This window comes from Bifidobacterium eulemuris (genome assembly GCF_014898155.1).
Lineage (GTDB): Bacteria > Actinomycetota > Actinomycetes > Actinomycetales > Bifidobacteriaceae > Bifidobacterium > Bifidobacterium eulemuris.
Window position 1 is genome coordinate 2870166 of record NZ_CP062938.1, and the last position, 17187, is coordinate 2887352.

General features: G+C 64.2%; 15 protein-coding genes and 1 other RNA gene. 12 read left to right on the plus strand and 4 right to left on the minus strand.

Features of this window, described 5'->3' with window-relative positions; genetic code table 11:
• Positions 1-9 precede the first annotated feature (9 nt).
• The gene (locus BE0216_RS11675; protein WP_094637199.1) at positions 10-1377 is read right to left on the minus strand and encodes a sensor histidine kinase; all 1368 of its coding nucleotides are present in this window, start codon (positions 1375-1377) and stop codon (positions 10-12) included.
• A gap of 379 nt (positions 1378-1756) precedes the next feature.
• Here BE0216_RS11675 and BE0216_RS11680 point away from each other — a divergent pair, with 379 nt between their 5' ends.
• The 3 genes from BE0216_RS11680 (at position 1757) to BE0216_RS11690 (ending at position 4768) form a co-directional block, all read left to right on the plus strand.
• A complete protein-coding gene (locus BE0216_RS11680) occupies positions 1757-2551 on the plus strand; it encodes a DUF5067 domain-containing protein (protein WP_169714280.1) in 795 nt (264 codons plus the stop codon).
• 204 nt (positions 2552-2755) lie between these two features.
• A complete protein-coding gene (locus BE0216_RS11685; protein ID WP_094637097.1) occupies positions 2756-3622 on the plus strand; it encodes a Bax inhibitor-1/YccA family protein in 867 nt (288 codons plus the stop codon).
• Between the two features lie 180 nt (positions 3623-3802).
• Positions 3803-4768 carry a DMT family transporter gene (locus tag BE0216_RS11690; protein WP_094637098.1) on the plus strand — a complete coding sequence of 322 codons (966 nt, stop codon included), beginning with the start codon at positions 3803-3805 and terminating at the stop codon, positions 4766-4768.
• On the opposite strand, the gene BE0216_RS11695 is transcribed toward BE0216_RS11690, so the two are convergent.
• Positions 4769-5506 (minus strand): GTP pyrophosphokinase, encoded by a 738-nt coding sequence (locus tag BE0216_RS11695; RefSeq protein WP_094637099.1) that lies wholly within the window; start codon positions 5504-5506, stop codon positions 4769-4771.
• Positions 5507-5645: 139 nt separating this feature from the next.
• Between BE0216_RS11695 and miaB the strand changes: the two genes are divergently transcribed.
• Together miaB and miaA are read left to right on the plus strand one after the other, a co-directional pair.
• Positions 5646-7100 (plus strand): tRNA (N6-isopentenyl adenosine(37)-C2)-methylthiotransferase MiaB, encoded by a 1455-nt coding sequence (gene miaB, locus BE0216_RS11700; protein WP_169714274.1) that lies wholly within the window; start codon positions 5646-5648, stop codon positions 7098-7100.
• On the plus strand, positions 7087-8085 hold the full coding sequence (gene miaA, locus BE0216_RS11705) for a tRNA (adenosine(37)-N6)-dimethylallyltransferase MiaA (RefSeq protein WP_094637100.1): 999 nt from the start codon (positions 7087-7089) through the stop codon (positions 8083-8085). Before miaB ends, miaA begins: the two co-directional genes overlap by 14 nt.
• Before the next feature lie 12 nt (positions 8086-8097).
• Here the strand turns inward: miaA and BE0216_RS11710 are convergent, their stop codons facing one another.
• Positions 8098-8892 (minus strand): Fic family protein, encoded by a 795-nt coding sequence (locus BE0216_RS11710; protein WP_094637101.1) that lies wholly within the window; start codon positions 8890-8892, stop codon positions 8098-8100.
• A 220-nt stretch (positions 8893-9112) separates the two neighbouring features.
• Here BE0216_RS11710 and BE0216_RS11715 point away from each other — a divergent pair, with 220 nt between their 5' ends.
• The 7 genes from BE0216_RS11715 to BE0216_RS11745 all read left to right on the plus strand — a co-directional run bounded on the left by BE0216_RS11715 (position 9113) and on the right by BE0216_RS11745 (position 16496).
• On the plus strand, positions 9113-11917 hold the full coding sequence (locus BE0216_RS11715; RefSeq protein WP_094637102.1) for an FtsK/SpoIIIE family DNA translocase: 2805 nt from the start codon (positions 9113-9115) through the stop codon (positions 11915-11917).
• A gap of 66 nt (positions 11918-11983) precedes the next feature.
• Entirely contained in the window at positions 11984-12643 is a 660-nt protein-coding gene (gene pgsA, locus BE0216_RS11720) for a CDP-diacylglycerol--glycerol-3-phosphate 3-phosphatidyltransferase (RefSeq protein ID WP_169714275.1), read from the plus strand.
• A 64-nt stretch (positions 12644-12707) separates the two neighbouring features.
• Positions 12708-13304: a CinA family protein gene (locus tag BE0216_RS11725; protein ID WP_094637201.1), complete on the plus strand. Its 597-nt coding sequence runs from the start codon at positions 12708-12710 to the stop codon at positions 13302-13304.
• 63 nt (positions 13305-13367) lie between these two features.
• Positions 13368-13877, plus strand: a complete 510-nt coding sequence (locus BE0216_RS11730) for a helix-turn-helix domain-containing protein (RefSeq protein ID WP_094637104.1) — start codon at positions 13368-13370, stop codon at positions 13875-13877.
• A gap of 92 nt (positions 13878-13969) precedes the next feature.
• Positions 13970-14212 carry a DUF3046 domain-containing protein gene (locus tag BE0216_RS11735; protein WP_094637105.1) on the plus strand — a complete coding sequence of 81 codons (243 nt, stop codon included), beginning with the start codon at positions 13970-13972 and terminating at the stop codon, positions 14210-14212.
• A 357-nt stretch (positions 14213-14569) separates the two neighbouring features.
• Positions 14570-15748, plus strand: a complete 1179-nt coding sequence (recA, locus tag BE0216_RS11740) for a recombinase RecA (protein ID WP_094637106.1) — start codon at positions 14570-14572, stop codon at positions 15746-15748.
• A 46-nt stretch (positions 15749-15794) separates the two neighbouring features.
• Positions 15795-16496, plus strand: coding sequence for a regulatory protein RecX (locus tag BE0216_RS11745; protein WP_094637107.1), 702 nt, complete (start codon positions 15795-15797; stop codon positions 16494-16496).
• Between the two features lie 178 nt (positions 16497-16674).
• On the opposite strand, the gene rnpB is transcribed toward BE0216_RS11745, so the two are convergent.
• An RNA gene (rnpB, locus tag BE0216_RS11750) (RNase P RNA component class A) lies at positions 16675-17044 on the minus strand.
• Between the last annotated feature and the right edge of the window lie 143 nt (positions 17045-17187).

Consider the following 17187-nt stretch of genomic DNA (forward strand, 5'->3'; position numbering starts at 1 on the left):
GCATCCAGTCTAGCGGCGTGCCGACGCAATCCACGGCAGGCGTACATCGAGATGGAACACGAGCCGTTCGTCGAACCCATACCGACATGCGCCATGCGCTGAGGCGATGCGGGCCGTCAGTCCGGCGAGCCCGTTATGCGAATGCGATCCGTCATGCGGGGTGATAGTGGGAGCCGGCCGGGCGGAGCCCTGAATGACGGGAGATTGGGCGGGCGTCGCCTGCGATGCCGAAGGCGAGGTCGCCCGTGTAGGGGAATCCGTCGCGTCGATTTTCGCGGTGGTCGTCGGCGGTGCGGGATTGCTGACATGCACATGCACGCCATGTGTGGGGTTCGCGGTCACCTCCAATGAGACCGGAGCGTCCGGCGCATGACGGCGCGCGTTGGTCAACCCCTCCTGGATGGCGCGATAGGCGATTTTGCCGATGCCCTCATCCAACGCGCTGAGCTGTTGGATGTCGATCCAAGTGTTGAGCCGCATGCCTGCGTTGCGGGCGTCGCCGACCAGCGAGTCCAAGGACTCACGCGTCAATGCCGTCTCGTCGGAGGGAATCAGCTGCTCCCAAGCCTGCTGCGGATGCCTCAGCATATCGATGATCGCATGCGCCTCATCCAACGCGCCGGCGGCCTGCCTACGGATATCCTCGCACTGGCGCACCAGCGCCTGCGCCTGCGCGGACGGCTCCAACTTGCCGGCTTCCGCCTGCAGCGCGCTCGCGTTCAACGCCAACAACGACAGCGAATGGGCCAGCGTGTCGTGCGCCTCCGCGGCGATGGCGTCGGCCAGCTGCTGGTTGTTCAGATCGCTTTGCAGCGTGGCCGCATGGCTCGTGGCCGCGTCGGCGCGCGCTTTGACGGTTTGCAGATTGGCTCTCGATCGGATATGCAGCCCGATCAACGTGGCGATCACCACTTCGATCAGCGCCACGCTCACCGCGGTGACGACCACCGGTGTCTCTCCGGTGAGCATCTCCAGCGGCACGCCGTTTTGACCGGTGTGCGGTTTGGCAAAGATCATGTGCCAGAGCGAGGACTCCGGCGTGTTGAGGGCGTCGCGCAGATGCGCCCCAACGACGATGACGGTCGCCACTCCAACCACCCGCACCGTGCGTTTCATGGAGCTGCGACGGGCGATCAGCGCGGTCAACGCCATCAACAGCAGCATCGGATCATAGGGGAATATCAGCACGACGGCGCAGCACAGCCAAAACACCAGCTCCGGATAGCGCGATCGGGCGGTCAGCAGAAAGGGGAATACGAACGCCAACAGCGTGCTGACGATCATCCACACGTACATACCGTTTTGGGGTTCGTCCATGTATTGCTGGGCGGCGAACGCGCATTGCATCAGGCAGCAGAACGCGGCGGCGGGAATCATCACGACGGTGCACCACAGTCGCGTGCGCACCGGTACCTCGTCGTCCGCGTCTTGCGACAGGCCGGAGATCCACGGCATGGAATGCCACAGGCGGCGGTTCGGCGAAGTCCGCGTCGGCGCTGCCGGCGGGCGGGGGAGTGGTGCTGATGGGGTCATGAGGTCCACTGTATTGCCATGCGCACCCTCGACGCCATTGGACATGCGGTCAAAATCGGCGGACCGTCGTTGCCCGAACAGGCAATCGCAAATGGCCGTTCGTACACTGACGCGCACACGCGCGGGTCGATAGCGTCGGTATCGTACGAGATTCGCCTCGTTCGACACGAGAAAGAAGGATAAGATGACCTCTCCCACCGCGCCCGTCCAACCCGCCGCGGGCATGCCCGACGACCCCGCGCCCGTCCAACCGCGCCGCACCACCGCGGCCGGCATCGTCGCACTGGTATTGGGCGTCATCGCGCTGATACTGAGCTTCATCCCCATCATCAACAATCTGGCCGCCATCCTGGGTGTGATCGGCGCGGTGTTCGCCATCGTGGCCCTCGTGGGCACCTTCCGCGGCAAGAGACACGGCAAGGGTCTGGCCATCGCGGCCGCGGTGGTGTGCGTGCTGTCCGTGGTGGTGACGCTGGCCATCCAGTCGGCGACCGTCAGCGCCATCGACGACGCCGCCAAGGAGGCCAAAGGCATCGACACCTCGCAGGACGCCGGATCCGACGCCGACAATGGTACCGACGACGGTGCCGCCACGTCCTCCGATGATGGAGCCGACGATTCCGCGGCGGCCAACGACGAACAGGACGGGGAAGGCGATATCGAAGGCGCCCATGTGAGCATCGTCTCCGCCGCGCGAAGCGGCAACGACTATGAAGGCAACGCCACCGTACTGGTCACCTACGAGTGGACCAACACCACCGAGAAGAACAACTCCTTCGCGGCGTTGGCCAATCCGAAGGTGTTCCAGAACGGCACCGAATTGAGCACCGCCATCTACATGGACAATCCGGAAGGCTACGATTCCGACTCCTATCTGGCCGAAGCGCAGCCGAACGCCACCGCGAGGGTCACGCTCGGATACGTGCTGCAGGACGATTCGCCGGTCACCGTCGACGTCACCGCGCTTTTCTCCATCACCGACGATTCCAAGGTGACCCGCACCTTCTCCCTAAGTTAGACGTAAGTTAGACGGCAGTCTGACCGTTGAGGCGCGTTCCCGGCAGAGGACTCGGATCCATCGGCCCGGGACGCGCCTTGCGCGCGACGAGGGAGATCCGGGCGCGTGATGAAACCGTGCGTGTTCGCCCCGAGCCGAGAGTTTTCATGGAATTGTAAGGCGGCGTCCACTACGATTGAGGCTAAGTCGACAAAAGGAGCGATTATGACATTCGGTCAGCAGCCCCAGCGCAACGGCAACCAGCCGCAGCAGTTCAACGGCCAGCAGTATGGCCAGCCCCAATACGGGCAGCAGTATTACCAGCAGGCGCCGCAATACGCGCAAAACCAGGGCCAGTACGCCTACGCAGCGAACGGCATGGGCGGCACAGCCACTATGGACGCGCAGATGGCCTACTCCTATGAGGAGGCCCGCCGCGTCTCCGTCACCAAGGCCTACGGAGAGATGACCATCGGCCTGATCGTCACCGCGGTGGTCGCGGTGCTCGGCCAGATGACCGGCGCGTACTATTCCTTCGTCATGGCCACCGGTCTGATCGGCATCATCGGCCTGTGCGTCGCGCAGATCGCCCTGGCGGTGGTTCTCGGCGCGCGCATCATGAAGATGAAGTCGAGCACGGCCCGCGTCATGTTCTATGTGTACGCCGCTTTGATGGGTTTCACCCTGACCTCCATCTTCATGGTGTACGACCTCGGTTCGATCGGCATCGCGCTCGGCATCACCGCCGCGTTCTTCTTCGCGCTGACGATGTTCGGCATGACCACCAAGTTCGACATGCTCAAGGCCGGACCGATCCTGATGGTCGGTCTGATCGTGCTCATCATCTCGCAGGTGGTGCTCATGTTCCTGCAGGTCGACGGTATGACCCAGATCGTGTGCGCGCTCGGCCTGGTGCTGTTCGCCGGCATGACCATCTACGACGCGCAGAAGACGCGCGCGCTGTTCGCGGCCTATGAGTCGCAAGGTCCGGAGATGATCAAGAAGATCTCGATCCTCTGCGCGTTGAACCTCTATCTCGACTTCGTGAACATGTTCCTCTACATTCTGCAGCTGCTGGGCAACCGCGACTAGTTCGCGGCAGCCGCCATGCCACAATGTTATCGGCCCGTCGGTCCTTTCCGGCGGGCCGATTTGCGCGTATAGGGCATGTTTCGGAGCAACCGGCGAGTGGACATGGCCGAACCGGCATTGGGATTCTGTCAGTGAGACGGGTTAGCGTGGGAGGCCATGAGAAAACAAGAGCTCGTCGGCATGATGTGCCTGCTGCTGACGGCATTGATTTGGGGCTCGTCCTTCGTTGCGCAGGTGCGGGGCATGGACTCGATGTCCCCAATGTTCTTCAACGCCTGCCGCTTCACGCTTGGCGCGTTATCGCTGCTTCCGGTGCTGGCGGTCATGCGCCTGCACGCAAGGGCGAAGCGTGTCACACGCGGTTCCGAAGGCACGGACCCAAGCGTCATGCTCAAGACGGGGGACGAGGCGCATGGCGGACGCGACGCCGCGGCCATACGCCGTCACATTGGTGTGGGAACGCTCTGTGGCACTATTCTCTTCGCGGCCAGCACGCTGCAGCAGTACGGTATTCTCCTCGACCGCTCGGCTGGACGCGCGGGATTCCTCACCGCCCTGTATATCGTGATGGTGCCGCTGTTGGCATGGCTGTTCATGCGCCGCAGGGTGGGACTGCCGGTGGTGGTCGCCGTCGTCTTGTCGCTGGCAGGTTTCCACCTGCTGTGCGTTACGGATGGTTTCGGCCCGTTGGCGGGTGCCGACGTGTTGCTGCTGTTGAGCGCGGTGTCGTTCGCCGTTCATATCCTGGCGATCGACACGTTGGGATCGACACTTGACGCGGTCGCTCTTTCCTTCGTGCAGTTCTGCGCCACCGCGGCGTTGAGTTGGATCGGCGCTTTGGCGGAGGGGAGCATCTACTGGCCGGGTGCGGCCGGTTCCCTTGGCTCATTACTGTATGCGGGCATCGCTTCCGTGGGCGTGGCCTACACCCTGCAGGTGGTGGGGCAGCAGTGGGTGCCCCCGACCCGCGCCAGCCTCATTATGAGTCTGGAATCGTTCTTCTCGGCGTTGGGAGGCGCGCTGCTGCTCGGTGAGGTGATGTCGCCGCGGGGATATCTTGGCTGTGCGTTGATCTTTCTCGGCACCATGCTGGCGCAGATGCCGGCGCGCCTGCCCGCGTTCCTGCGCAAGGACGCAAGCGATTAATCACTCGGTGGTTTTCGGGGTCTCCTCGACCTGCGGGGCGCCGTTGATGTCGCGGTGGATGTTCTGCATCTGCACTTCGATGTTCTGCAGGGAGCGGGCGCAGTCGAGCAGCGTCTGCGAATGCTCGGCGAGTTTGTCGTCCGGCAGGTCGGTCTTGTATCGCAGCGCGTGCTCCAGGCTCGCCCAGTAATCCATGGCGATGGTGCGGAACTGCACCTCGACCGGCGTGTAGTGCGCGCCTGAGGAAAGGAACACCGGCACCGCGTAGATCACATGCAGCGAACGGTAGCCGTTCTGCTTGGGGTTCTTGATGTAGTCCTTGACGCGCAGCACCTGGATGTCCGACTGCGAGGACAGATAGTTCGACACGGAATACACGTCGTCGCGGTAGTTGCAGATGACGCGGATGCCGGCCACATCGAACAGGTTGTCGCGGATGGAGTTCACGCTCACCGGCAGTCCCTTGCGCTCCAGCTTGCCGACGATGGAGTTGATGGATTTGAGTCTGCGTTCCATATGGTGGATCGGATCGTGGCTGAACCGCACCTGGAATTCGCCGTCGAGGATCTCCAGCTTGGTGCTGATCTCGTACATCGCACCTTCGTAGACCTGCATCTGGTCGATGAAATTGGTGATGTCATCGAGCCCGAACTGGCTTCCGCCCAAATCCACGGCTCTGAGACGGGCCTGCAGTTCGGATGAGCTCATGCGGTTGTGGCGGTCAAGTATCACGATCATCTCCGATTGTCGTCCGAGTGAACACGCTCGTTCCCAATATACCCGCCTTCCTGTAAATGAGCCGTGCGGTCGCTGAAGAGGCCGCGCTGACAAGCCCCACCGATAGGGCTGACAAGCCCCGCCGATAGGATGGTGTGTCATGAACGAAGACATGATGACCGAAACCGAACGCAACGCCACCGCACAGGACGCGCCGACCGCGCGCATGGGGGAGCGGGGCAAGGGATTGTTCCAGATCCACACGCTCGGCTGCCAGATGAACGTGCATGATTCCGAGCGCATCGCCGGCGTGCTCGAGGCGGACGGCTACGTGCCGGCCACCGAGGAGCAGATCGACGGGCATGATGTGGATCTCATCGTGCTCAACACCTGCGCGGTGCGCGAGAACGCCGCCGAGCGCATGTACGGCACGGTGGGCCTGTGGGCGGAGATGAAGCGCCAGCGGCCCAATCTGCAGATCGCGGTCGGCGGCTGCATGGCCCAGCTCGACCGCCAGCGGATCGCCGACAAGGCGCCGTGGATCGCGGCCGTGTTCGGCACGAAGAACATCGGCTCGCTGCCGCGTCTGCTCGAACAGAACCGCGTGACCGACCTGCCGCAGGTCGAGGTGGCCGACCAGCTCGAGTATTTCCCCAGCGACCTTCCCACGGCGCGCGCCTCGAAGGTCAGCTCGTGGGTGTCGATCTCCGTGGGCTGCAACAACACCTGCACCTTCTGCATCGTGCCCACCACGCGCGGCAAGGAGAAGGACCGCCGTCCCGGCGACATCCTCGCCGAGGTGCGCGATTGCGTCCAGTCGGGCGCCAAGGAGGTCACGCTGCTGGGACAGAACGTGAACTCCTTCGGCTACGGCATCGGCGACCGCTACGCCTTCTCTAAACTGCTGCGCGCCTGCGGCGAGATCGAAGGACTGGAGCGCGTGCGCTTCACCTCGCCGCATCCGGCCGCCTTCACCGACGATGTGATCGCCGCCATGGCCGAGACCCCGAATGTGATGCACCAGCTGCACATGCCCCTGCAGTCCGGTTCCGACAAAATCCTGCGCGCCATGCGCCGCTCCTACCGCACGGCCAAGTTCATGGACATCCTGCGCAAGGTGCGTGAGGCGATGCCGGACGCGCAGATCTCCACCGACATCATCGTCGGCTTCCCCGGCGAGACCGAGGAGGATTTCCAGGACACGCTGCGCATCGTCGAGGAGGCGCGCTTCTCGTCCGCGTTCACCTTCATCTATTCGCCGCGACCTGGCACGCCGGCCGCCGAAATGGAGCAGGTGCCGCATGACGTGTCGCAGGAGCGTTTCGAACGTCTGGTCGCCCTGCAGGAGCGCATCACCGAGGAGGAGCTTAAGAAGTTCGAAGGCACGGACGTCGAGGTGATGATCACCGGCACACAGGGCAAGAAGGACGCCGCCACGCATCGCGTGACCGGCCGCGAGCGCACCGGCACCCTGGTGCATATCGGCGTGCCCGAAGGCGAGCCGATGCCCGGAATCGGCGATTTCGTCACCGCCACCGTCACCCACGCCGGCCGCCACAACCTCATCGCCGACCCCGACCCGAAGGCCGGGCAGACCTATCATGTGCGCCACTGACTCCACGCTGCGCGTCGTCTCCATCGTCGGTCCCACCGCCTCGGGCAAGACGGGGCTGGGCATCGCCATCGCGCGCCGGCTCGCCGAGCGGGGCGAGCGGGCCGAAATCGTGAACGCGGACGCCTACCAGATGTACCGCGGCATGGATATCGGCACCGCCAAGCCCAGCGCCGAGGAGCAGGCCGCCGTGCCGCACCATCTCATCGACGTCATCGACCCCGACGACACGATGACCGTGGCCCGTTTCCAGACGCTCGCCCGCGAAACCATCGCCGATCTCAAATCGCGCGGCATCCGGCCGATTCTTGTGGGAGGCTCCGGCCTGTACGCGCGCGCCGCCATCGATGACATCTCCTTTCCCGGCACGGACCCGGAGATCCGCGCGAAGCTTGAGGAACGCGAACGGACCGAAGGCGCGGGCGCGCTGTTCGCCGAGCTGCGCGACAAGGATCCCGTCGCCGCGGCGAATATGGACGCGCGCAACGCCCGGCGCACCATCCGCGCGCTGGAGGTCATCGAACTGACGGGCCGCCCGTTCTCGGCCACGCTGCCGCGCTACCGGTATGTGATTCCTTCCGTGCAGATCGGCCTTGATCTGGACCGTGGGGAGCTCGACCGCCGCATCGACATCCGCACCAAGCGGATGCTGGATGAGGGATTCGTCGACGAGGTGCGGCGGCTGCGTTCGCGGCTGGGGGCTACCGCAGGCCGCGCGCTCGGCTACCAGCAGGTCATCGACTTCGAGGACGGGCTGATCGACGAGGAGGAGCTTTTCGCCGACATCGCGCAGAAAACCAAGCGGCTCGCCCGCAAACAGATGGGCTGGTTCGGCCGCGACCCCAGAATCCACTGGCTTGAGGCGCTGAACCCGCGTCTGGTGGACAACGCGATGGCGATTATCGCCCACGCCGACGCCGGCGACTACGATCCCATCGACGCGCGCGCCGACGAGTACGTCCAGCATCATCTGGGCGACATCGGCTAGAGCCGTGGGCCGTCAGTGCGCCGGACCCTGGTCCCAGCCGGCGATCAGGAACACGCGGGTCGGATTCGCCGGGCGGACGATGCCCGCGAACATGCGTTCCAGCGCGTCGGTGTCGCCCCGATAGGCCGCGTGTTTGGCGGATTTGTATCCTTCACGGGTCACCGAACCCCAGTCGAGGTCCCAGCCGGCGTCATGCGCGAGCCGCGAGCCGAACATGCGTAGCACCATCGCGTTGCCGCCCTTGAACGGATGCAGATATCCCAACTCGTCGTAGATCCTCGTGAACTCGCGCACGAACACGTCGCGGTCCAACACCTGCAGATTGCGTTTGTCCGCCAGTTCGGTGGCGATGTTCAACGCGCCCGTCTCGATCAGCGCGGCGGGGAAGAACGCTTCGGGATTCCTGGCGCGGGCTTTGTCGTCCGTCGCCTCGCGCGTCGTGTCGCTGGTGCGCAGCGCGCCCGCGTCCGCGAACACGCCCTCGAACAATCCCCTATGGATGGCGGTCAATTCGGCCAGATCCCCGGAGGCGGGCCATCGACGTTCGGCAAGCAGCACCGTGCGGGCGAACACGCTATCCGCATGGTCCGTGGCATGGTCGTCCAGACTGCCGTCGGACAGGCGTCCGTTGCTTTGGATCTTTCGGGCGGTGGATTCGTCGGCGATCTCGATCAGCCGGGCGACGTCGATGTCGCCCCGCTCGTAGTCCGCCGCGGCACGCATCGTCGCGTCGCCCGGCGTCATCGCTTCCAACGCGCAGTTCTTCAATGCAAATGCGACTGCGCTCGCACGCTCTGCTGGAGTCATATCACGATAATAGCCGGCTTGACTTGCGCAAAGGCGCATCCTTGCGATATTTCGAATGCCGGTGTCGACCGCCGCGGCGCGAATCCGCGTGGTATGGCGCGATATCGCGTGCGGCGGACGCCCTTCGGACCCCGAGGTGTGAGGGTCGGGTGTCGTTGCGCGGCAAAACCGGCGTCGCTGCCGCCCCTAGGTCTGCCGTGGCGTAGAATCAGGAACCGTTATGGCACGATCATCATCCTCGAAGAGTTCAGCGAAGTCCCGTAAAACCACCGGCGGGTCAGGCGCCCGCGACGGCAAAACCGCGATCCAGCCCGAATTCGGGGATGTCGCGGAGCCGATGTGGAAGAAAATCCTGCTCGCGATTCCGCGGGCCCTCGGCACCGCCGTGCGTTCGATCACCGGCGTGGGGGAGTACGATCCCGCCTACCGCCGCGACGGCCTGTGCTTCCTGCTGATGGTGTTGGCGGTGCTGTTCTGCGCCTCCGAATGGGTGCGTGTGGACGGCCCTTTCGGGCAGTTCCTGCACGCCGTGGCCTCGGGCGTGTTGGGCGTGATGAGCGTGGTGCTGCCGGTATTGCTGTTCTATGTGGCCGTGCGTCTGATGCGCAACTCCGGTAGGGAGTCGAACAATCCGCGCGTGGTGACCGGCTGGGTGCTGCTGCTGTGGTCCATCTGCTCGGTGATCGATGTGGCGCTCGCCGCCGAATCCACGCAATTCGACATCGCCGTGCTGCAGAAGGCCGGCGGCCTGTTCGGCTTCTTCCTCGGATCGCCGTTGGCCTGGGGCCTATCCAACGCGTTCGCGATCGCCATCTTTGTGGTGGTGGGCCTGTTCTCCCTGCTGATGATCACCGGCACGCATGTGACCGACCTGCCCGAAGTGCTGGCGCGTTCATGGGCCAAACTGCGCAACAAGCCGTACCGACCGGAAGGCGAGGAAGAAGAGACGGGCGACCAGTTCCCCAACGAGGTACGCGTCGGCGACGGCACGCTCGCGTTCGCCGACGGCGTTCCCTCGCACGACGGCGATGAGACGGCCGAGGAACAATCCGAGCGCAAACCCGGTTTGTTCGCGCGCCTGTTCCGTCGCGCCAAAAACGTGGATGGCGGTGGCCTGGAGCGTTACGAAGCCGACGATCCCTTCGCCACCGCGGCGTCCCGGCATGGCGATGCCGCCGAAACCTCGCTTATCGAGCCGGCCGGCATGCCGGCGGTGGATTCCGCGACGCAGGTCATGGGAATGGAATTCCCCTCGACCGACGCTCCCACCACGGCGATGCCCGGTCCGAGCGACGACCTGGACGGCGGCACGGTGACGATGCCCGCGCTCGCCGATCCCGAACACGACCCGTGGGCGCCCATCGCCACCGGCGTCATTCCGGCCGTCTCCGCCGACGGCGCAGGCTCCACCGTGGCCCTCGGCGCATCCGATTCCGCCCTTTCGGGCGAGCTCGATGGCGACGATGCGGACGGCGAACAGGACGACTCCGACGATGCGCTGAAGCCCTACCAGCTGCCCAATCTCAACATCCTGTCCAAAGGCCAGCCGCATGCGATGCGCACCCCGGCCAACGACAAGGTGATCGCAGCGTTGACCTCCACCTTCCAGCAGTTCAATGTGGACGCGAAGGTGATCGGCTTCCTGCGCGGCCCATCGGTCACCCAATACGAGGTGGAGCTCGGTGCGGGCGTCAAAGTCGAGAAGGTCACCAACCTGCAGCGCAACATCGCCTACGCGGTGGCCAGCTCCGACGTGCGCATCCTCTCGCCGATCCCCGGCAAATCCGCCATCGGCATCGAAATCCCCAACGTCGACCGCGAGATCGTGCATCTGGGCGACGTGCTGCGTTCCGACAAGGCCATGAACGACCCCAATCCGATGGTCACCGGCGTCGGTAAGGACGTGGAGGGCCACTTCGTGACCGCCGACCTCGCCAAAATGCCGCATCTGCTGGTGGCCGGCGCCACCGGATCCGGTAAGTCGAGCTTCATCAACTCCATGCTCACCTCGATCATCATGCGCGCCACGCCCGAGCAGGTGCGGCTGATCATGGTGGACCCCAAACGCGTGGAGCTCTCCGCCTACGCGGGCATCCCGCATCTGCTCACGCCGATCATCACCGATCCCAAAAAGGCCGCGCAGGCCTTGGAATGGGTGGTCAAGGAGATGGACGCGCGCTACTCCGACCTGGAGTTCTTCGGCTTCCGCCACATCAAGGATTTCAACGAAGCCGTGCGCGCCGGCAAAGTGCACGCCCCCCTCGGATCCCAGCGCAAGGTGGCCCCATACCCGTACATCCTCGTGGTCGTCGACGAGATGGCCGACTTGATGATGGTCGCGAAAAACGATGTGGAAAGCTCCATCCAGCGCATCACCCAGTTGGCGCGCGCCGCCGGCGTGCACCTCGTGCTCGCCACCCAACGCCCGTCCGTGGACGTGGTCACCGGCCTGATCAAGGCGAACATCCCCTCGCGACTGGCCTTCGCCACCTCCTCGGCCACCGATTCGCGAGTCATCCTCGACACGGTCGGCGCCGAGGCGCTGATCGGCCAGGGCGACGCGTTGTTCCTGCCGATGGGCTCGGCCAAGCCGATCCGCGTGCAGGGCTCATGGGTGTCCGAATCGGAGATCCGCAAGGCCGTGGAATTCGTGCGCACCCAACGCAAGCCGCGCTATCGCGACGACATCGAACAGATGGCGCAGGAGGCCGAGAAGAAGGCCGTCGAACCCGACGAGGAGATCGGCGACGATATGGACGTGCTGCTGCAGGCGGCCGAACTGGTCGTCACCACGCAGTTCGGTTCCACCTCGATGCTGCAGCGTAAGCTGCGCGTCGGATTCGCCAAAGCCGGGCGTCTGATGGACCTGTTGGAATCACGCGGCGTGGTCGGCCCCTCCGAAGGGTCCAAAGCCCGCCAGGTGCTGGTTCAGCCCAATGACCTGCCGGCCGTGCTCGCCTTCATCCGCGGCGAAACCGACTCCTTGGAATCGTCCGCGGCCCAGCAGGGCACGCTTGAATCATGACATTGCCAGCGTTCCTCCAGCCGGCGTCCACCTCTTCGGTAGAGCATGTGCGGTAACGTGTGCTGTATGACTGAGACCCAAACATCCAAGAAATCGTCGTTGCTGGACGGATGGAACGCCCCTCCGAATCTGGTCACCTACTCGCGCATCGTGCTGGTGGTGGTGTTTCTTGTGCTGGCGGCGCTCGCCGGCCCGTGGGGCGCGGACAATCTGACGATGCGTTGGGTCGCCGCCGTGCTGTTCATCATCGCCGCCTCCACCGATAAGATCGACGGCTGGATGGCCCGCAAATACCATATGGTCACCGAGCTGGGCAAACTGATGGATCCGATCGCCGACAAACTGCTCACCTGCGGCGCTCTGATTCTCGCCTCCATATTCGGCGAACTCGGCTGGTGGGTGACCATCCTGTTCCTCATACGCGAGATCGGCATCACCGTGATGCGTTTCTTCGTCATCGACACCGGCGGCAAGGTGATCGCCGCCGAATGGCCCGGCAAGTTGAAAACCGTGTTCCAGTGCGTCGGCCTGTCGATGCTGCTGCTGCCGATGTGGTCGCTGGACGCCGGGCAGACGACTCCGATGTGGATGAGCGTCTACTACTTCCTCACCTACGCGATGATTTATGTGGCGTTGGTGCTGTGCCTGTACTCGGGCGGCATCTACCTGTACAACACCTTTGCCGGCGGCAAGAAGCAGCAGTCCGCCGGCGACGCCGAAGCCTGACGCGATGACGCAACGGAACGACGCGTGCGCGGCCCCCTCATCCGATGGCGGGGCCGGTCAGGCCATGGCCGAATCGGCGTGCGCCGGTGAGGAGGGCCGTTCGTCCTCGAATGCGGCGAATGCGACGCAGGAGCGATGCGACGCGCTTGCGGCCCGTGTGCTGGCGTATTGCGAGGCGCGCGGACTGAAAATCGCCTGCGCCGAATCACTTACCGGAGGATTGCTGGCCGACGCGTTCGTGCGGATTCCCGGGGCTTCGAATGTGCTGCTGGGATCGGCGGTCACCTACGACATCAACGCCAAAGCCTCCATACTCGGTGTGGATGGTGCCTTGCTCGGGCGTGAGGGCGCCGTCCATCCCGAAGTGGCGGAGCAGATGGCCGAGGGCGCGGCGCGGCTGTATGAGCAGCCGCAATACGGCGACAAAGTGATCGGCCTGTCCACCACCGGCGTCGCGGGTCCCGGTCCGGACGGTGACAAGCCGGCCGGACTGGTGTATGTCGGCGTTTCGCTGCCGCCTTGCGTGGCCGCCGGTCGCGCCATGCGCCGAACCGAGTCCGTCGAATTGCGGTTGCATGGCACTCGAAGTGAGGTTCGACGCCTTACTGTCGCATGCGTTTTGGAAAACTTGAGCCAACTCTTAGCAATTTTTCAGGAATAAAACCCCGGTGATGTCGTGTTGACAAGAGTAGATGTTCCGATACACGACGCAAGGGATGGAATTATGGAGACGCTGACCCGCAACGAACAGCAAATGGAAATTCACGCCGCGGCGCCGACTGTGGTGCGTCCGGGAACCGCGCGCATGCGTGAGCTGACCCCGGCCCAGCGCCGTGCGGTGATGTTCGCGCAGCAGCAGGTGATCAAGGCGCGTGCCGCGAAAAAGGCCAAGGACGAGCGCCAGGCGGCGTTGAGCCGGATGTGGCAGGAGGAGGATTCCGACATCAAGCCGCGTTCCGCGACGCGTGTGCGTGAGGAATCCAAGACGACGGGGCGCGTGTCGCTGCGTGAGGCCATCGGCCAAGTGCTGCGCGATCTGCGCACCCGCGATCATAAGACCCTGCGTGAGGTCAGCGAGAAGGCCGGTGTGTCGCTGGGATATCTTTCCGAGGTGGAGCGCGGGCAGAAGGAGGCCAGCTCCGAGCTGCTCACCTCCATCTCCGAAGCGCTGGGCGTGAGCACCGCGCAGATGCTGCGTCTGGTCGCCGACCATCTCGACGAGGTCGGCGCGTAAGGCGTATCGGTCGGGCCCGGCCCGTATCCGCATGTTGTCGGATACGGGCCGGGCGTTGTCATGTTTGGGGCATGACGGTAGATTGGTCTGTTATGCGGGAACGGGAATTCTGGGAATTGCTCGAAGAGGTGTTCGGGCGTGTCTATGGCCGCAGTCTGTCGCGCGACCAGCGGCTGGACCGTCTGGGCGGCATGACCGCGGTCGAGGCGTTGGAGGCCGGTGAGGAGCCCCGCACGATATGGAACGTGCTGTGCGACCAGATGGAGGTGCCGGACGGCGAGCGGTGGGGCAAGGATCATAACGCACCGCCGATGCCATATGCTTCCGGACGATAGTATGTCGCGTTGGCGTCACCCGGACGGAGTGGCGTCCATGCGATTTGGTTTCCGATGCGTCGCGTCTGTGCGGGAGTGTGATTCGTGACGCGCCGACTGGGATGTCGGCGTGTCCTTTCGAAAAATCGAACAAATGTTCGTATCTGGGGGTATAGTGGTCCGCAGTGACGACGGCAGACTCGGCGAGTGGGTTTGCGCCGGCCGATGCGAAAACCCTGCTATGACAAGGAAATTCGCCGGTCGGAGTCGCGCGGGGCGAAGGCTCGGACCACATAGGCCGATTCCGCTTGCCTTGCGTGGCGTAACACCCATACGGTGGAATGACGTATTCGCCGCATGACGACAAAGGAGGCCATCATGGCACAGCAGACGAAGCCCGCCCCGCAGGGCACGGAGGGCGGAAACGCCGCCCCGCGTGAACTCGATCCTCTGCGCAAAGCCGCGCTTGACACCGCGCTGGCGCAGGTGGAGAAGAATTTCGGCAAAGGGTCGGCCATGCGTTTGGGCGATCGCGTCGAGCAGGACGTCGAAGTCATCCCCACCGGCTCCCTGGCCCTTGACATGGCGCTCGGCATCGGCGGACTGCCCCGTGGCCGTATCGTGGAGATCTATGGTCCGGAATCCTCCGGCAAAACCACGTTGGCGCTCCACGCGGTCGCCAACGCGCAGCGCAACGGAGGAGTCGCGGCCTTCATCGACGCCGAACACGCGCTCGATCCGGTGTACGCGCGCAAACTCGGCGTCGACACCGATTCGCTGATCGTTTCCCAACCCGATAACGGCGAGCAGGCTCTGGAGATCTCCGATATGCTGATCCGCTCCGGCGCGCTCGACATCATCGTCATCGATTCGGTGGCCGCCCTGGTACCCAAGGCGGAGATCGAGGGCGAGATGGGCGACAGTCATGTCGGCCTGCAGGCCCGATTGATGAGTCAGGCGCTGCGTAAAATGACCGGCGCGCTCGCGCAGGCGGGGACCACCGCCATCTTCATCAACCAGCTGCGTGAGAAGATCGGCGTGTTCTTCGGCAATCCCGAAACCACCACCGGAGGCAAGGCATTGAAGTTCTACTCATCCGTGCGACTCGACATCCGTCGCGTGCAGACCTTGAAGAACGGCGACGAGGCCGTGGGCAACCGCACGCGCGTCAAGGTGGTCAAGAACAAGATGGCGCCGCCCTTCAAATCCGCGGAATTCGACGTGCTGTACGGCGAGGGCATCTCCCGCGAGGGCTCCGCGCTCGATATGGCCATCCAGGTGGGCGTGGTTAAGAAGTCCGGTTCCTGGTTCACCTACGAGGGCGACCAGCTGGGACAGGGACGTGAGAACGTGCGCAAGTTCCTCAAAGACAATCCTGCCGTCACCGAGGAGATCGAGAACAAGGTCAAAGTCGAGTTCGGTCTGATTGAACCGACCGACCAGTTCGCCGAGGACGAGGCCACCAAGGCGGCGGCCGAGGCCGCCAAGGACGCTGAATCGCCTGCGACGAGCGAGGCGAACGCGACCGGTGCGAAATCGTCGAAATCCGCGAAATAGCGCGTTTTCTGCTGGTGATTCACACTCTTTACGGAGGTGAGTGCGCATGATTGGAGCGGAAGCGTTTCTGGCTGAGCATGGCGTGGCGATTCCGGCGGATGGACCGGATAGCGCCCGCCATGCCCGAGCCGACCGTCGTTCCGCTGACGACAACGTCCTGTCCGACAGACCCGTCTCGGTCGGCCGTTCCGTTTCGACCGGCCGCCGTGGATTTGCCGAGCCTCTTACTTGTGTCGATTCGGACAAGCGGGGACGTGCGGCGCGCCCGTCCGTCGGTGACGGGGCGGACGGACCGGATCTCGATGCCTGCCGTGAGGCGGCGTTGCGTCTGCTCGACGCGGCACCCCGCGCGTCGGGCGCGCTGCGCACTCGCCTGCTCGACAAAGGTTACGCGGATGGAATCGTCGACGAGGTCATCGAACGGCTCACCCGCGTGCAACTGCTGGATGACGAGGCGTACGCGCGTTCGGCGGTGCGTTACTGCGCGGGCCGTATGATGGGCCGGCGCGGCACCGTGATGGAGCTGGTCCGCAAAGGCGTGAGCCGCTCCATGGCCGAGCGTGTCTGCGCCGAAGCCGAATCCAACGGCGTGTTCGAGGAATCGGCATGGGAATTGGGACGTTCCGTCGCACGTAAAACCCGCGGCCTCGAACCCCAAACGCGCAAACGCCGCTTCTGGGGCGCGGGAGGCCGCAAAGGCCACAATCCGGAAACCCTACGCGCCGTAGCCGCCGAACTCTTCACCTGAACCGCATCCCTCGTTGAACTGCGAAGTCGACGACGTTTCGAGGTGGTTGGCCGCGTCTGGTCGGAAAGCGCCGTATACGGGTGGAGATGGTTGAGCGTGACGTGCGTGGGGATGATTGGTGGCGTGCGGCGGGTTCGTCGCGATAGGTCCACGTCGGCAAAAGCGCGGGATGGGGGAGGAAGTGAGACCTCTTATACCCCGGGTTCTGTCACGCGCGCCGAAACGCGCGCGGATGGCCATCCATCTCGACCTGACGTCGCCGCCAGGCTCTAGCAGCCTACCCGATGACACGGGCGAGCAGCCCTTGCCGCCATCTGCTTGGCCTTGCTCCCGATGAGGCTTGCCATGCGGTCCCTGTTACCAGGCACCCGGTGGTCTCTTACACCGCCGTTTCACCCTTACCCGTCGAGGACGGGCGGTCTGTTCTCTGTTGCGCTATCTCTCAGGTCACCCTGGGCGGACGTTATCCGCCATCGTGCTCTGTGGAGCCCGGAAGTTCCTCAGCCGATCCCAATGAAGATCACGGCCGCGGCCATCAAGAGGTCTCAATCGCACAACTATACCAGTGAATCGGGAATAACGACGCGCCCTGATCTTTGGGAAAACTTCCCGCGCGTTTTCCCGTCGTTCGCTCGTTGGTTGGGTACAATGGGGCGTACCCGAGCGGTGATGACGCTGTTCGGAACACATA

Bases quoted from the DNA above. Each gene is read 5' to 3' on its own strand.
- BE0216_RS11690 (WP_094637098.1), top strand. From the start codon at position 3,803: ATGATGTGCCTGCTGCTGACGGCATTGATTTGGGGCTCGTCCTTCGTT.
- BE0216_RS11730 (WP_094637104.1), top strand. From the start codon at position 13,368: ATGGAGACGCTGACCCGCAACGAACAGCAAATGGAAATTCACGCCGCG.
- miaB (WP_169714274.1), top strand. From the start codon at position 5,646: ATGAACGAAGACATGATGACCGAAACCGAACGCAACGCCACCGCACAG.
- BE0216_RS11680 (WP_169714280.1), top strand. From the start codon at position 1,757: ATGCCCGACGACCCCGCGCCCGTCCAACCGCGCCGCACCACCGCGGCC.
- BE0216_RS11745 (WP_094637107.1), top strand. From the start codon at position 15,795: ATGATTGGAGCGGAAGCGTTTCTGGCTGAGCATGGCGTGGCGATTCCG.
- BE0216_RS11710 (WP_094637101.1), bottom strand. From the start codon at position 8,892: ATGACTCCAGCAGAGCGTGCGAGCGCAGTCGCATTTGCATTGAAGAAC.
- BE0216_RS11715 (WP_094637102.1), top strand. From the start codon at position 9,113: ATGGCACGATCATCATCCTCGAAGAGTTCAGCGAAGTCCCGTAAAACC.
- BE0216_RS11675 (WP_094637199.1), bottom strand. From the start codon at position 1,377: ATGATTCCCGCCGCCGCGTTCTGCTGCCTGATGCAATGCGCGTTCGCC.
- recA (WP_094637106.1), top strand. From the start codon at position 14,570: ATGGCACAGCAGACGAAGCCCGCCCCGCAGGGCACGGAGGGCGGAAAC.
- BE0216_RS11725 (WP_094637201.1), top strand. From the start codon at position 12,708: ATGGCCGAATCGGCGTGCGCCGGTGAGGAGGGCCGTTCGTCCTCGAAT.
- BE0216_RS11735 (WP_094637105.1), top strand. From the start codon at position 13,970: ATGCGGGAACGGGAATTCTGGGAATTGCTCGAAGAGGTGTTCGGGCGT.
- pgsA (WP_169714275.1), top strand. From the start codon at position 11,984: ATGACTGAGACCCAAACATCCAAGAAATCGTCGTTGCTGGACGGATGG.
- BE0216_RS11695 (WP_094637099.1), bottom strand. From the start codon at position 5,506: ATGATCGTGATACTTGACCGCCACAACCGCATGAGCTCATCCGAACTG.
- miaA (WP_094637100.1), top strand. From the start codon at position 7,087: ATGTGCGCCACTGACTCCACGCTGCGCGTCGTCTCCATCGTCGGTCCC.
- BE0216_RS11685 (WP_094637097.1), top strand. From the start codon at position 2,756: ATGACATTCGGTCAGCAGCCCCAGCGCAACGGCAACCAGCCGCAGCAG.